This window comes from Erwinia sp. PsM31, assembly GCF_030433775.1.
GTDB classification, from domain to species: domain Bacteria; phylum Pseudomonadota; class Gammaproteobacteria; order Enterobacterales; family Enterobacteriaceae; genus Erwinia; species Erwinia aeris.
The window spans coordinates 214,068-228,993 of record NZ_JARUWZ010000005.1; the positions used below are offsets into that span (position 1 = coordinate 214,068).

Sequence of the window (14,926 nt, forward strand, 5' to 3'; positions counted from 1 at the left end):
TATTACCGCACCTTCAGCGTCGCCAGGCCAATCAGCACCAGCATCAGTGAAATGATCCAGAAACGTACGATAACGCGCGGTTCCGGCCAGCCTTTAAGTTCGTAATGATGATGAATAGGCGCCATGCGGAAAATTCGCTGGCCGCGCAGCTTGAACGACCCCACCTGTAGGATCACCGACAGGGTTTCCACCACAAAGACGCCGCCCATAATCACCAGCAAAAACTCCTGACGCAGCAGCACGGCGATGGTGCCCAGCGCGCCGCCCAGCGCCAGCGATCCGACGTCACCCATAAAGACCTGCGCCGGATAGGTGTTAAACCATAAAAAGCCCAGCCCGGCGCCGACGATCGCCGTACAGACAATCACCAGTTCGCCAGCGTGGCGCAGATAGGGAATATGCAGGTAGTTAGCGAAGTTCATATTACCGGTGGCCCAGGCAACCAACGCAAAACCGGCGGCCACAAAAACGGTAGGCATGATCGCCAGGCCGTCCAGCCCGTCGGTCAGGTTCACCGCATTACCGGTGCCGACGATAACGAAGTAGGCGAGCACCACGTAAAACAGGCCAAGCTGCGGCATGATGTCCTTGAAGAACGGCACCACCAGCTGCGTCGCCGGCGTGCCTTTTCCTGTCGCATAGAGCGTAAAGGCGACGCCCAGCGAAATCACCGACATCCAGAAGTATTTCCAGCGCGCGATCAGCCCTTTCGTATCTTTACGCACCACCTTGCGGTAATCGTCCACAAACCCAATGATGCCAAAGCCCACCAGCACCACCAGCACGCACCAGACGTAAGGGTTGGACGGATAGGCCCACATCAGCACCGAGACGGTAATAGAGAACAGGATCATAATGCCGCCCATGGTCGGCGTGCCGCGCTTGCTGAAGTGCGATTCCGGGCCGTCGTTACGCACGACCTGACCGAAGGACATTTCCTGCAGGCGGGCGATCATGCGCGGCCCCATCCACAGCGAGATAAACAGCGCGGTCAGCAGGCTGACGATGGCGCGAAACGTCAGATAGGAAAAGACGTTAAAGCCTGAATAAAAAGCGACCAGATGTTCGGCCAGCCAGACTAGCATGTTCTTTTCTCCTGTAAGCTCTGTACTACCTGCTCCATGGCGGCACTACGTGAACCTTTAACTAAAATGGTGATCGTCGGCTGTTCCGCCAGCAGCGTCCGCAGACGCGCCGTGACGGCAGCCTTATCGGTAAAATGTTCGCCCACGCCGCTGGCCTCGCCGATAGCACGGCTTAATGTGCCCACGCTAAGCACCTTATCAATACCGGCACGACGGGCCGCTTCGCCCACTTCGCGATGGCACGCTTCGGCCTCCTCGCCCAGCTCCGCCATATCGCCGGTGACCATCACGCGATAGCCCGGCATATCCGCCAGCACCTGAGCCGCTGCGGTCATCGAGCCGACGTTGGCGTTATAGCTGTCGTCCAGCAGCAGCTGATTTTCCGCCAGCAGAACCGGGAAAAGGCGGCCCGGCACGGCTTCAAGCTGGCCTAAGCCAAGCTGTACCGCTTCCAGGGAAGCGCCGACGGAGATAGCCAGCGCGGCGGCGGCCAGCGCATTCGCGATATTGTGACGCCCCGGCAGCGGCAGCTGAACGGCTACGCTGCCTACAGGCGTTTTCATCACAAAATGGGTGCCAGAGCTGGTGATTTGCACATCGCTGGCGGCGAACTCGCTTTCGGCCTGCGGTTGGGAAGAGAAGTGCCAGACCGTTTTGCCCTTCAGCATCGGCTGCCAGTTAGCCTCGTCGTTGCTGTCGGCGTTCAGAATGGCGGTGCCGTTGTCCGGCAGCCCCTGAAAAATTTCGCCTTTGGCTTTGGCCACGCCTGCCAGCGAGCCGAACCCTTCCAGGTGCGCGGCCGCCAGGTTGTTGACCAGCGCCGTTTCCGGTCGCGCCAGGCTGGTGGTCCAGGCGATTTCGCCCTGATGGTTAGCGCCCAGCTCAATCACCGCGTACTGGTGCTGCGCGCTCAGACGCAGCAGCGTCAGCGGGACGCCGATATCGTTATTCAGATTGCCTGCGGTATACAGCGTTTCGCCGCACTGGCGCAGAATGGCGGCGGTCATCTCTTTGACCGAGGTTTTGCCGGAAGAGCCGGTCAGCGCCACGACGCGCGCCGTCGACTGCTGGCGAACCCAGCCGGCCAGCCGGCCCAGCGCTATGCGCGTATCGCTGACCACCACCTGAGGAACCGCAACAGGTAAGTGCTTACTGACTAACAGAGCCGCCGAACCGGCCGCTATTGCGTCGCCGACCAGCTCGTGCGCGTCAAAACGCTCGCCCTTCAGCGCGATAAACAGACAGCCGGCGCTTATCTTGCGCGTATCGGTGGTCACTTCGCTAAAGGTAAGGTCGCTGCCGATTAGTTCACCGCCGGTAATCTCAGCCAGCTTTTGCAGAGAGAGTGCGATCATGCCATCACCCCCAGCAAACGCGCCACGGTTTCGCGGTCGGAATAGTCCAGCCGACGGTTGCCGACGATTTGATAATCTTCATGACCTTTACCGGCAACCAGCACGATATCTTCTTCTTTAGCCTGCATGATGGCGTTAGTGACCGCCTGTGCTCGTCCGGCTACCACGCGGGCGCGGCCCGGATCGAGCAGGCCGGTCAGAATGTCGGCCACGATAGCGGCAGGATCTTCGCTGCGCGGGTTATCGTCGGTGATCACCACCACGTCGGAGAACTGCTCGGCAATGGCGCCCATCAGCGGACGCTTGCCTTTGTCGCGATCGCCGCCGCAGCCGAAGACGCACCACAGCTTGCCTTTACAGTGCAGGCGAGCGGCCTCCAGCGCTTTTTCCAGCGCGTCCGGCGTGTGGGCATAATCCACCACTACCGTTGGCTTCGCGGGCGAGCTGAAGACTTCCATACGGCCGGTGACCGGCTGTAGTCGGTTGCCGGTCGCCACCAGCTCGTTGAGCGGATAACCCAGCGCCAACAGCGTAGCCAGCGCCACCAGCAGATTGCTGACGTTAAACGCGCCCATCAGACGGCTTTCCAGCTCGCCGCCGCCCCAGCTGGAGTCAAAACGGATGGCGGCGCCGTTGTCGTGATAGCGCACGTCCGTCGCCTTCAGCCAGCGGCCATGCCAGCCCGGCTCCAGGTTATCTTCCAGCGTAACGGCAACGGCGTCCGGCAGGTTCGCCAGCCAGCGGCGTCCCGTCTCGTCATCGGCATTGATAATGGCCTGGCCGACCATGTGCTCGGAGAAAAGCAGCCATTTGGCGGACTCATAGCGCGTCATATCACCGTGGTAGTCCAGGTGATCGCGGCTGAGGTTGGTAAAGGCCGCAGCGGCAAAAGGCAGCGCCGCTACGCGATGCTGCACCAGACCGTGGGAGGAAACCTCCATCGCGGCCAGCGTCGCGCCCTGCTCCACCAGCGAAGCCAGCGTCTGCTGTACCTCAACCGCCGAGCCGGTCGTGTTTTCAACCGGCGCCAGATGCCCGTAAAGGCCGTTGCCGACGGTGCCCATCACCGCGCCGGTTTCGCCCAGCAGCTGCGCCCATTGCGCCAGCAGCTGAGTGGTGGTGGTTTTGCCATTGGTGCCGGTCACGCCAATCAGGCGCAGTTTTTCGCCCGGCTGCTGGTAAAAGCGCCCGGCCAGCGCGGAAAGCCGCTGGCTCAGCTGCGCCAGATAAATCACCGGCACGCCGTGCACGGTAGTGATGTCGCCATCTTCCGCTTCGCCTTCCGCTTCGGCGATAATCGCCGCCACGCCCTGCGCGATAGCCTGGGGAATAAAACGACGGCCGTCTGCCGTATGGCCTTTTACGGCGACAAAGAGATCGCCGGCAGCCGCTAAACGGCTGTCCAGGATCATTTCACGCAGCGGCAGCGCGGGCGCGCCAGGCACCCACGGCGCCAGTAAGTCGTGCAGATTACGATCTGTCACTTGATCCCTCACTTATTGTCTACCAGCTCGTTTTTCTCAACGACCGGTAGCGCATCAGGTTCGATATTCATGGTGCGCAATACACCGCCCATAATGGCGCCAAACACCGGAGCCGAAACCGCGCCGCCGTAATATTTACCGGCCTGGGGATCGTTGATCACCACCACCAGCGCAAAACGGGGACGGCTTGCCGGTGCAACGCCGGCGGTGTAGGCAATATATTTGTTAACGTAGCGCCCGTCCGGCCCGACTTTTTTCGCCGTACCGGTTTTAATGGCGATGCGGTAGCCTTTGATGGCCGCTTTTACGCCGCCGCCGCCGGGCAGCGCCACGCTCTCCATCATATGCATGACGGTGCGAACCACTTCTTCAGAAAATACGCGCTGTCCGCCCACGGGCGGATCGACTTTGGTAATCGACAGCGGGCGATAGAGACCATAGCTGCCGATTGTGGCGTAGACTCGCGCTAACTGTAACGGCGTTACCATCAGCCCGTAGCCGAAAGAGAAGGTGGCCCTCTCTATGTCAGACCACCGTTGTTTTTGGGGATATAAGCCACTACTTTCTCCGACCAGTCCCAGATTGGTCGCTTTACCCAGTCCAAAGTGCGAGTAGGTTTCTACCAGCGCCGAGGACGGCATCGCTAACGCCAGCCTGGAAACGCCGACGTTACTCGATTTTTGCAGAACGCCGGTCAGCGTCAGCTCGTTATAGCGGGCCACGTCTTTGATCTCATGGCCGTTAATGCGGTAAGGCACGGTGTTCAGCACGCTGTTTTCGCGCACCACGCCGCGCTGTAGCGCGGTCATGACCACCATTGGTTTGACGGTTGAACCCGGCTCGAAAATATCGGTGATGGCGCGGTTGCGCATTACGTCTTTGGTAACGCCGGTAAGGTTGTTCGGGTTATAGGCCGGGCTGTTGGCCATCGCCAGCACTTCGCCGGTGTTAACATCCACCAGCACGGCGGTGCCCGACTCCGCCTTGTTAAAGGCGACGGCGTTGTTCAGTTCGCGATAGACCAGCGCCTGCAGGCGTTCGTCAATGCTCAGCGCCAGGTTGTGCGCCGCCCGGCTGTCTACGGAAGAGACATCCTCAATCACGCGGCCATGGCGGTCTTTGCGCACGGTGCGCTCGCCCGGCTCGCCCGTCAGCCATTTATCAAAGCTCTTTTCGACGCCTTCAATGCCCTGACCATCAATGTTGGTAAAGCCGATCAGATGTGACGTGACCTGCCCTGCCGGATAGTAGCGACGCGACTCTTCCCGTAAAAAGATGCCGGGAAGCTTGAGTTTTTTAATGTAGTCGCCGATGGCCGGATTGACCTGGCGCGCCAGATAGACGAAGCGCCCTTTGGGATTGGCGTTAACGCGCGCCGCCAGCTGATCCAGCGGAATGGAAAGCGCATCGGAAAGCGCCTGCCAGCGGCTGTCCAGCGTGATGCCGCCTTTGGCGTGCAGCTCTTTCGGATCGGCCCAGATAGCGTTGACCGGCACGCTGACGGCCAGCGGCCGCCCGGCGCGATCGGTGATCATGCCACGAGAGGTCGGAACGGCCTGGACGCGCAGCGAGCGCATATCGCCTTCCCGCACCAGCTTATCCGGGTTGATCACCTGCAGATAAGCCATGCGCGCCAGCAGTCCGCCCAGCGCGAGTAAAATACAGCCGCACAACAACGCAAAACGCCAGCTGACAAAGCTGGCCTGATCTTCCTGACGTTTTGTCTTAAGCGTCTTAACTGCGGCTTTCATTTATGCCCTTATGGCTGTACCACAATATTTTCCTGCGAAGGATCGACATGCTGCATTTGCAGTTTTTCCATCGCCGTTCTTTCCACGCGGCTGTGATCGCCCAGCGCATTCTCTTCCAGAATCAGGTTGCGCCATTCGATATCCAGCGCGTCGCGTTCCAGCACCAGCTGCTCGCGCTGCGCGGTGAGCAGGCGGGTTTTATGCGCCGTGGTCACCACCAGCACCGCAGACACCAGCACGGCGACAGCCAGGATCAGCGGGATTTTGCCGTGGCGTAAAAGATCGCCTGCAATCACGCCGGGTAAACTGTGTCGCTCGTTGCCGATCATGCGTCTGTTCTCTCAGCAATACGTAATACGGAACTGCGCGCGCGCGGGTTTTCCGCCACTTCCGCTTCGCCCGGCATCATTTTGCCCAGCGCTTTAAGCTGACGGCCGCCGAGTTTGCTCAGCTGCGCTTCCGTCATCGGAATACCGGCCGGAACCTGCGGGCCACGGCTCTGTTCGCGCATAAAGCGTTTGACGATACGGTCTTCCAGCGAGTGGAAGCTGATCACCGACAGGCGGCCCTGCGGCGCCAGCGCGGAAAGCGCGCCTTTCAGCGCTTTTTCAATCTCTTCCAGCTCGCTGTTGACCCAAATACGGATAGCCTGGAAGCTGCGCGTTGCCGGATGCTTGAATTTATCTTTTACCGGCGTAGCGGCATAAATCACGTCCGCCAGCTCTTTGGTGCGGGTCATTGGCTGCTCGCGGTTGCGCTCGACGATGGCGCGCGCGATGCGTTTTGCGAAGCGCTCTTCGCCAAAGGTTTTCAGCACAAAGGCGATATCGCTCTCCTCTGCCTGAAGCAGCCACTGCGCAGCAGATAAGCCTTTGGTCGGATCCATGCGCATATCCAGCGGGCCGTCGCGCATAAAAGAGAAGCCGCGTTCGGCATCATCCAGCTGCGGCGAAGAGACGCCCAAATCCAGTAAAATGCCGTCGATGCGGCCGGTCAGCCCGCGCGCGTCAACATACTCCGCCAGCGCGGAGAAAGGCCCATGTATAATGGTAAAGCGCGGATCGGTAATGGCGGCGGCGGCGGCAATAGCCTGCGGGTCGCGGTCGATGGCGTACAGACGCCCCTGTTCGCCCAGCGCGGAGAGGATCAGTCGGGAATGCCCGCCTCGTCCAAAGGTGCCATCAATATAGATGCCGTCTGGTTTGATATTGAGGCCGTTGACCGCCTCGTCCAGCAGCACCGTGGTATGTTTAAAATTTTCCTGCATAGCTATAATGACAAGTCCTGCAAGCGCTCAGATAGCGGTTCCTGAGACGACTGCTCCGCGTCAATATCCTCCCTGACTTGTTGATACCAGGTCTGTTCATCCCACAGCTCAAACTTGTTAAACTGTCCAACCAGCATCACTTCTTTGGTCAGATTCGCGTGCTGACGGAGCGTACCCGCAATCAGCAAACGGCCTGCATTATCCATCTGGCATTCGCTGGCATGACCAAGCAACAAGCGCTGAATACGGCGCTCTACCGGGTTCATGCTCGATAAGCGAGCCAGCTTACGTTCAATAATTTCCCATTCAGGCAGGGTGTAAAGCAGCAGGCATGGCTGATGGAGGTCAATAGTACACACCATTTGCCCCTGAGATTCCCCGATCAGCGTTTCGCGGTAGCGCATGGGCACAGCCAGTCGCCCTTTGCCGTCGAGATTGACTAACGTTGCTCCACGGAACATGCCAGTCTTCCCCTTTGGTTACCCTTAAGTCCCACTTTACACCACAAATTCCCACCCGGAGGAGTGTACGGAGCGGAGGAAATCATTGTCAAGCGACAGCGCAGGCCCTGAAGAATTATTTCTTTTCCAGAAAAAACAGCAAAGAGTTAAAAAAGAAGCGCCTTTAGCGCGCTATCGAAAATTAAACTAATGAATAGTGACGGGAAATTGATGAGAAAGTCTGAGTTGTTCAAAAATATACCAGCCGTTACCCGTAAAATTCCGGCCGCCAACTTTAGCCGTTGACCGGTATTTTAAGGAATTTCCTAAGAAAATGGCCTGATAGTGCCGTTCTGCCTGATGCGGCAGCGAAGGCGTGTCGCTAACGTTTTAATAAGCGTGCATTTTCGGAAAGTTAAAATCATTTGAAACTTTATCTTTACTTTTATTTACGCTAACGACAAACCAAAAACGCACCGGTCTTATTTGGGCATCCGGCACCGCGCGAAAAGTCGCGAAACCAGAAAAATAAAAGGTGCCAATAAAAGACACCCTTTTAGCAACTGATTAACTTCCTTTACGGCTCAGGCGTCCACGCCGGTAAAGATTGCGACGGATACGCGTCAGGCCGGGTTTTGGCTTACGCGGCTCGTCCAGGCTGGCCAGCACCAGTTCCAGCACCCGCTCGGCCACGTCGCGATGACGCTGACCTACCGCCAGTACCGGACAATCCAGAAAATCCAGCAGCTCATGATCGCCGAAGGTGGCTATTGATAAATCGGTCGGCATCCGCCCTTCCCGCTTCAGCGCCACGTCCATCACGCCCTGCAGCAGACCAAAAGAGGTGGTAAACAGCGCATCGGGCATGGCGTGCGTTTCCAGCCAGGTTTCAAACAGCGCCGCCGCCGCCGTGCGCTCAAAGCTGTTGGCATAGATATAGTCGATATGGCGCTCGTCGCCCTGCCACGCCTGGCGAAAGCCCATTTCACGCAGGAAGCTGACGGACAGCTCCGGCAGCGCGCCGAGGTAAAGAATGGATTCAGCCGGCTGCTTGCGCAGTTCGGCCGCCAGCATCTCGGCATCATCCTGATCGGCGCCGACGACGCTGGTGAAGTGTTCGCGATCCAGTGCGCGATCCAGCGCTACGATCGGCAGCGGATCGTTAATCCAGCGCTGGTAAAAAGGGTGTTCCGGCGGCAGGGAGGTCGAAACGATAATCGCGTCTACCTTGCGCTGTAACAGGTGTTCCACGCAGCGCATTTCGTTATCCGGCTGATCTTCGGAGCAGGCGATCAGCAGCTGATAGCCGCGCTGACGGGCCTGGCGCTCCAGATAATTCGCGATCCGCGTATAGCTGGTATTCTCTAAATCGGGAATAACCAGGCCTATCGAGCGGGTACGCCCTGCCCTTAAACCTGCGGCGACCGCATTAGGGTGATAATTATGCTCGCGAACCACCGCCATGACTTTTTCTACGGTCTTGTCGCTGACACGATACTGCCGGGCTTTTCCGTTTATAACGTAGCTGGCCGTCGTGCGCGATACACCAGCAAGACGCGCAATTTCATCCAGTTTCACAATAACTCCACGCTTCAGGCACCATGACGGCGCAGAAAAAATAGCCATGTCGCGGCTAAGGATAAGATAATCTTACATCTAACGGCTGCGCCAGCAACCTCTTTTAGCCCCAGTCGGGAGCTTTCTGGCAAAAATAAAAAAACCCGGCATTACGCCGGGTTAGAAGCTTTTCGCAATTATCACGCGGGGCAATCAGCGCATAATTCGCTCGCCGCGCGCAACGCCGACAACGCCTGAACGTGCAACCTCAACGATTTCCGCCACTTCACGAACGGTGCTTAAAAAAGCGTCCAGCTTGTCGCTGGTGCCCGCCAGCTGAACCGTATAAAGCGAAGGCGTCACGTCGACGATCTGCCCACGGAAGATTTCCGCGCTACGCTTAACCTCTTCACGCCCGTAGCCGGTCGCCTGGATTTTCACCAGCATGATCTCGCGCTCGACAAACGCGCCCTGGCCCAGCTCCGTGACGCGCAGCACGTCCACCAGCTTGTGCAGCTGCTTTTCAATCTGCTCCAGCACCTTCTCGTCGCCCACGGTCTGAATAGTCATCCGCGACAGCGTCGGATCGTCAGTAGGCGCGACGGTCAGGCTTTCGATGTTGTAGCCGCGCTGAGAAAAAAGCCCCACTACCCGCGATAATGCGCCGGATTCGTTTTCCAGCAGTACCGATAAAACACGACGCATAATTATGTCCTCTCCGTTTTGCTCAGCCACATTTCGTCCATTCCGCCGCCGCGGATCTGCATCGGGTAAACGTGCTCGCTGCCGTCAACGTTAACGTCCACAAACACCAGGCGGCCTTTACGCAGCTCTACCAGCGCCTGGCTCAGTTTTTCTTCCAGCTCATGCGGATGATTAATGCCGATGCCGACATGGCCGTAAGCCTCCGCCAGCCTGATAAAATCGGGCAGCGACTCCATATAGGATTGCGAATGCCGTCCCGAATAGATCATATCCTGCCACTGCTTCACCATGCCCAGATAGCGATTGTTAAGGCTCAGCACCAGCACCGGCAGATTATATTGCAGCGCGGTCGACAGCTCCTGAATATTCATCTGAATACTGCCGTCGCCCGTGACGCAAACCACGGTTTCCTCCGGCAGCGCCAGCTTGACGCCCAGCGCGGCAGGCAGGCCGAAGCCCATCGTGCCCAGACCGCCCGAGTTGATCCAGCGGCGCGGCTTGTCAAAGGGGTAATAAAGCGCGGCGAACATCTGATGCTGCCCCACGTCGGAGGTCACGTAGGCGTCGCCGTTGGTCAGACGCCAGATCGTTTCGATTACCGCCTGCGGTTTGATTTTCTCGCTGCTGCGATCGAACGCCAGACACTGACGTGCTCGCCACTGTTCGATGCTCTGCCACCAGTCGCGCAGGCTGTCGCAATCCTGCTCGCTGTGCTGTTTTAGCATCTCCAGCATCTGCTTCAGCACATCGCGGGCATCGCCGACGATAGGCACATCTGCCGGCACGGTTTTGGAGATAGTCGCGGGATCAATATCAATATGCAGCACCGTCGCGTTCGGACAATACTTCATTAAATTATTGGTGGTGCGGTCATCGAAACGCACGCCAACGGCGAAAATAACGTCGGCATTGTGCATCGTCATATTCGCTTCATAGGTGCCGTGCATCCCCAACATGCCTAAACACTGGCGATGGGTGCCGGGGAAAGCGCCCAGGCCCATCAGCGAGCAGGTCACCGGCAAATTGAGTTGTTCGGCGAACTCGCGCAGCTCGTTGGCGCAGTCGGCATTGATTACGCCGCCGCCCGCATAGAGAACGGGTTTTTTCGCCGCCAGCAGGCTTTGCAGCGCGCGCTTGATTTGGCCCCGATGCCCCTGCGTCGTGGGATTGTAAGAGCGCATACTGACCGATTCCGGCCACTGATACGGCAGCTTGTTCGCCGGATTCATCATATCTTTTGGCAGGTCGATCACCACCGGGCCGGGACGCCCGCTGGCCGCCAGCCAGAAGGCTTTTTTCACGACGGTGGGGATATCTTCAACCTGCCTCACCATAAAGCTGTGTTTGACGATCGGCCGCGAAATACCGACCATGTCGCACTCCTGGAAGGCGTCATAGCCAATAAGGGAGGAAGGAACCTGCCCGGAGAGCACGACCATAGGAATAGAATCCATATAGGCGGTGGCAATGCCGGTAATAGCGTTGGTGGCGCCCGGCCCGGACGTGACCAGCACCACGCCGGTTTCGCCGGTAGCGCGTGCGTAGCCATCGGCCATATGTACAGCGCCCTGCTCATGGCGCACCAGCACGTGGTCAATGCCGCCCACGGTTTGCAATGCGTCATAGATATCCAGTACTGCCCCGCCGGGGTAGCCGAACACATGTTTTACGCCCTGATCGATTAACGATCGGACCACCATCTCGGCTCCTGACAACATCTCCATTTTTGCCTCCAGGCTTTAAGGTGCTGATTTACCGACGTGCTTAACGCGCTTATGCAGAAAATAACGCCTGCCTGCCGATAAGTTCAAAACCTGTGTTTATTCAACCGCTAAAAATATTTTCAGCGGCCAGGTACAGGGCGATGCCCGTTTTATTTTTGCTTTGAGTGAAGATTTACCATAACCGCAGAAAACCCGACAGGCAAACGTCCTGCACGTGACTGATGAATGAAAGCCCTCATTAAGGCACTACCTGTTTCGCCAACGCGTCGACGTTTACACTAACTATTCGCCAGGAAAAAAGCGGTTTATGCTGACTGCGCTTTATTTTCCAGTGTGATCGTTTCGTTATTAATGAGTGAACTTCTTTGAATAAAGTTTACCTGTTCAAACATCGCGGCGGATTTAGTTTTTTCTGCTGCTTCCCGATCTATCTGAAAAAGAATGCGCTAACTAACCGGGCATTGCCGGTGAAAGTTATTTATAAAAAAAACCTATGTAACAAACTGATAAAAAAGGCTATTTTTTCTAAAATCCGCCAGCACTCCCTTTTGTTTTTCGATGGTTTTCTGCTGGGCGGCCTGCCGTACGCCTTTTTGTTCTGTCTGCCTTTGCTGAGCCAGAATAATTTCTCTGCGCTGATTTTACGTCGCTAATTATAACCTTGTGACTCGCCTTGACATCGCCCCCCGCTTTCAAGTATCAATAAAGGAACAGCAAATTTATGAGGCCTGACTCAATGATCCGTACCCTCCTCCTACCTGGTCTACTACTAAACGCATATTTATGCGCGGTAGACTTGTGGGCGGAATGAATCACTGATTCAGGCTTGCAAACTAAAAAACCCGCGCTACTGCGCGGGTTTTTTTATGCTCGTAGCATTAGCGATGCAAACATGAAAGGAATTATCTGATGAGCCAACAAGTTATTATTTTCGATACCACGCTGCGTGATGGCGAACAGGCATTGCAGGCCAGCCTGAGCGTGAAAGAGAAATTGCAGATAGCGCTGGCGCTGGAGCGTATGGGCGTTGACGTGATGGAGGTCGGTTTTCCGGTTTCTTCGCCAGGCGACTTCGAATCCGTGCAGACTATCGCTCGCCAGGTAAAAAACAGCCGTGTTTGCGCGCTGGCCCGCTGTGTGGAAAAAGATATCGATGCGGCTTACGAAGCGCTGCGCGTGGCCGAAGCCTACCGCATCCACACCTTTCTGGCGACGTCGCCCATGCATATCGCCACCAAGCTGCGCAGCACGCTGCCGGAAGTGATCGAGCGCGCCGTGCGCATGGTAAAACATGCGCGTAACTACACCGACGACGTCGAATTTTCCTGCGAAGACGGCGGTCGGACGCCAATCGACGATCTGTGCCGCGTCGTGGAAGCTGCCATCAACGCCGGCGCCACTACCATCAATATCCCTGACACCGTGGGCTACACCCTGCCGAGCGAGTACAGCAACATTTTCACCCAGCTGCGCAACCGCGTACCCAATATCGACAAAGCGATCCTGTCAGTGCATACCCATGACGATTTGGGCATGGCGGTCGGCAATTCTATCGCCGCCGTGCAGGCTGGCGCGCGCCAGATTGAGGGCACCATTAACGGTTTGGGCGAGCGTGCGGGCAACTGTGCGCTGGAAGAAGCCATCATGGCGATAAAAACCCGCAGCCAGCTGATGAACGTGCATACCCATATTCACCATCAGGAAATCTACCGCACCAGCCAGCTGGTCAGCCAGATCTGCAATATGCCAATCCCGGCCAATAAAGCCGTGGTGGGCAGCGGCGCTTTCGCCCACTCCTCCGGTATTCACCAGGACGGCGTGCTGAAAAACCGCGAAAACTACGAAATTATGACGCCGGAATCGATCGGCCTGCACCAAATCCAGCTGAACCTGACCTCTCGCTCCGGTCGTGCGGCCGTGAAACACCGCATGGAGGAGATGGGTTACAAAGAGCAGGATTACAATCTGGACAGCCTGTACGACGCCTTCCTGAAGCTGGCCGATAAAAAGGGCCAGGTGTTCGATTACGATCTGGAAGCGCTGGCCTTTATTAACAAGCAGAACGAAGAGCCGGAACATTTCCGCCTGGACTACTTCAGCGTGCAGTCCGGCTCCAGCGTGATGGCAACCGCTTCGGTCAAGCTGAACTGCGGAGAAGAATCTATCGCCGAAGCCGCGACGGGCAACGGGCCGGTGGATGCCGTTTACCAGGCGATCAACCGTATTACCGACTTTGATATCGAGCTGGTGAAATATCAGCTGACCGCCAAAGGCCATGGCAAAGACGCGCTGGGCCAGGTTGATATCGTGGTGAACTATAACGGCCGTAAATTCCACGGCGTGGGCCTGGCGACGGATATCGTGGAATCCTCCGCCAAAGCCATGATCAACGCCCTGAACAATATCTGGCGCGCGCGTCAGGTCGAGCAGGAATTGCAGCGCAAAGCCAACGAAAAGGAAGCCGTATAATGACAAGGACTTATCATATTGCCGTATTGCCGGGCGACGGCATCGGGCCGGAAGTCATGGCGCAGGCCGCGAAGGTGCTGGATGCGGTACGTCAGCGTTTCGATCTGCGCATCACCACCAGCGAGTATGACGTCGGCGGCATTGCCATCGACCGTCACGGCGAGCCGCTGCCGCCAGCCACCGTGGCGGGCTGCGAACAGGCGGATGCGATCCTGTTTGGCTCCGTCGGCGGCCCGAAATGGGAACACCTGCCGCCAGCGGAGCAGCCGGAGCGCGGCGCGCTGCTGCCGTTGCGTAAGCACTTCAGACTGTTCAGCAACCTGCGGCCGGCCAGCCTGCATCAGGGGCTGGAAGCGTTCTGCCCGCTACGCGCAGATATCGCCGCCAAAGGCTTCGATATTCTGGTGGTGCGCGAGCTGACCGGCGGCATCTATTTCGGCCAGCCGAAAGGCCGTGAAGGCAGCGGCCAGCACGAGCGCGCCTTTGATACCGAGGTTTATCACCGCTTCGAGATCGAACGCATCGCCCGCATCGCCTTTGAATCTGCCCGCAAGCGCCGTAAAAAAGTGACGTCGATTGATAAAGCAAACGTGCTGCAATCGTCCATTTTATGGCGGCAGATCGTAACGGAAGTGGCGCAGGATTACCCGGATGTCGAGCTGCATCATATGTATATTGATAACGCCACGATGCAGCTGATCAAAGAACCTTCACAGTTCGACGTTATGCTTTGCTCTAACCTGTTTGGCGATATTCTCTCCGACGAGTGCGCGATGATTACCGGCTCGATGGGGATGCTGCCTTCCGCCAGCCTTAACGAACAGGGTTTTGGCCTGTTTGAACCGGCAGGCGGCTCCGCGCCGGATATCGCCGGAAAAAATATTGCCAATCCTGTCGCTCAGATCCTGTCGCTGGCGCTGCTGCTGCGCTACAGCCTGCAAGCCGCCGACGCGGCCGATGCCATTGAGCAGGCCATCAGCCGCGCGCTGGCAGAAAATTACCGTACCGGCGACCTGGCTGGCGACGGCGATGCCGTCGGCACCGAGGAGATGGGTTCCGTTATCGCCCGATTTATCCGCGAAGCCTGAT

At 57.5% G+C, this 14,926-nt stretch carries 12 protein-coding genes and 1 pseudogene; 3 read left to right on the forward strand and 10 right to left on the reverse strand.

What is annotated here, in order from left to right:
* Positions 1–2: 2 nt before the first annotated feature.
* From mraY to ilvI, 10 genes and pseudogenes are all read right to left on the reverse strand, one after another.
* A complete protein-coding gene (mraY, locus tag QCD69_RS06615) occupies positions 3–1,085 on the reverse strand; it encodes a phospho-N-acetylmuramoyl-pentapeptide-transferase (RefSeq protein ID WP_253455282.1) in 1,083 nt (360 codons plus the stop codon).
* Positions 1,079–2,440: a UDP-N-acetylmuramoyl-tripeptide--D-alanyl-D-alanine ligase gene (gene murF / locus QCD69_RS06620; RefSeq protein WP_301251455.1), complete on the reverse strand. Its 1,362-nt coding sequence runs from the start codon at positions 2,438–2,440 to the stop codon at positions 1,079–1,081. Before murF ends, mraY begins: the two co-directional genes overlap by 7 nt.
* Complete coding sequence (gene murE / locus QCD69_RS06625; RefSeq protein WP_301251457.1) at positions 2,437–3,924, reverse strand: UDP-N-acetylmuramoyl-L-alanyl-D-glutamate--2,6-diaminopimelate ligase; 1,488 nt, start codon at positions 3,922–3,924, stop codon at positions 2,437–2,439. Before murE ends, murF begins: the two co-directional genes overlap by 4 nt.
* Positions 3,911–5,675: pseudogene (locus QCD69_RS06630) on the reverse strand (peptidoglycan glycosyltransferase FtsI). Before QCD69_RS06630 ends, murE begins: the two are co-directional and overlap by 14 nt.
* An 8-nt stretch (positions 5,676–5,683) precedes the next feature.
* Positions 5,684–6,004, reverse strand: coding sequence for a cell division protein FtsL (gene ftsL / locus QCD69_RS06635; protein WP_253455285.1), 321 nt, complete (start codon positions 6,002–6,004; stop codon positions 5,684–5,686).
* A complete protein-coding gene (rsmH, locus tag QCD69_RS06640) occupies positions 6,001–6,942 on the reverse strand; it encodes a 16S rRNA (cytosine(1402)-N(4))-methyltransferase RsmH (protein WP_253455286.1) in 942 nt (313 codons plus the stop codon). The genes ftsL and rsmH overlap by 4 nt, the downstream gene beginning before the upstream one ends.
* 2 nt (positions 6,943–6,944) lie before the next feature.
* Positions 6,945–7,403: a division/cell wall cluster transcriptional repressor MraZ gene (gene mraZ / locus QCD69_RS06645; RefSeq protein ID WP_125288986.1), complete on the reverse strand. Its 459-nt coding sequence runs from the start codon at positions 7,401–7,403 to the stop codon at positions 6,945–6,947.
* Positions 7,404–7,949: 546 nt separating this feature from the next.
* Positions 7,950–8,960 (reverse strand): catabolite repressor/activator, encoded by a 1,011-nt coding sequence (gene cra / locus QCD69_RS06650; protein ID WP_253455287.1) that lies wholly within the window; start codon positions 8,958–8,960, stop codon positions 7,950–7,952.
* 192 nt (positions 8,961–9,152) lie between these two features.
* Positions 9,153–9,644, reverse strand: a complete 492-nt coding sequence (gene ilvN / locus QCD69_RS06655) for an acetolactate synthase small subunit (protein ID WP_125288984.1) — start codon at positions 9,642–9,644, stop codon at positions 9,153–9,155.
* Positions 9,645–9,646: 2 nt separating this feature from the next.
* Positions 9,647–11,368: an acetolactate synthase 3 large subunit gene (gene ilvI / locus QCD69_RS06660; RefSeq protein WP_253455288.1), complete on the reverse strand. Its 1,722-nt coding sequence runs from the start codon at positions 11,366–11,368 to the stop codon at positions 9,647–9,649.
* A 467-nt stretch (positions 11,369–11,835) separates the two neighbouring features.
* On the opposite strand from ilvI, the gene QCD69_RS06665 reads away from it, so the two are divergent.
* The 3 genes from QCD69_RS06665 to leuB all read left to right on the forward strand — a co-directional run bounded on the left by QCD69_RS06665 (position 11,836) and on the right by leuB (position 14,925).
* A complete protein-coding gene (locus QCD69_RS06665) occupies positions 11,836–12,021 on the forward strand; it encodes a hypothetical protein (RefSeq protein ID WP_301251460.1) in 186 nt (61 codons plus the stop codon).
* A gap of 256 nt (positions 12,022–12,277) precedes the next feature.
* A complete protein-coding gene (gene leuA, locus QCD69_RS06670; RefSeq protein ID WP_253455290.1) occupies positions 12,278–13,837 on the forward strand; it encodes a 2-isopropylmalate synthase in 1,560 nt (519 codons plus the stop codon).
* Positions 13,837–14,925 (forward strand): 3-isopropylmalate dehydrogenase, encoded by a 1,089-nt coding sequence (gene leuB, locus QCD69_RS06675; RefSeq protein ID WP_253455291.1) that lies wholly within the window; start codon positions 13,837–13,839, stop codon positions 14,923–14,925. Before leuA ends, leuB begins: the two co-directional genes overlap by 1 nt.
* The last annotated feature ends 1 nt before the right edge of the window (position 14,926 follow it).

Bases quoted from the DNA above. Each gene is read 5' to 3' on its own strand.
- mraY (WP_253455282.1), bottom strand. From the start codon at position 1,085: ATGCTAGTCTGGCTGGCCGAACATCTGGTCGCTTTTTATTCAGGCTTT.
- murF (WP_301251455.1), bottom strand. From the start codon at position 2,440: ATGATCGCACTCTCTCTGCAAAAGCTGGCTGAGATTACCGGCGGTGAA.
- ftsL (WP_253455285.1), bottom strand. From the start codon at position 6,004: ATGATCGGCAACGAGCGACACAGTTTACCCGGCGTGATTGCAGGCGAT.
- rsmH (WP_253455286.1), bottom strand. From the start codon at position 6,942: ATGCAGGAAAATTTTAAACATACCACGGTGCTGCTGGACGAGGCGGTC.
- mraZ (WP_125288986.1), bottom strand. From the start codon at position 7,403: ATGTTCCGTGGAGCAACGTTAGTCAATCTCGACGGCAAAGGGCGACTG.
- ilvN (WP_125288984.1), bottom strand. From the start codon at position 9,644: ATGCGTCGTGTTTTATCGGTACTGCTGGAAAACGAATCCGGCGCATTA.
- ilvI (WP_253455288.1), bottom strand. From the start codon at position 11,368: ATGGAGATGTTGTCAGGAGCCGAGATGGTGGTCCGATCGTTAATCGAT.
- leuA (WP_253455290.1), top strand. From the start codon at position 12,278: ATGAGCCAACAAGTTATTATTTTCGATACCACGCTGCGTGATGGCGAA.
- leuB (WP_253455291.1), top strand. From the start codon at position 13,837: ATGACAAGGACTTATCATATTGCCGTATTGCCGGGCGACGGCATCGGG.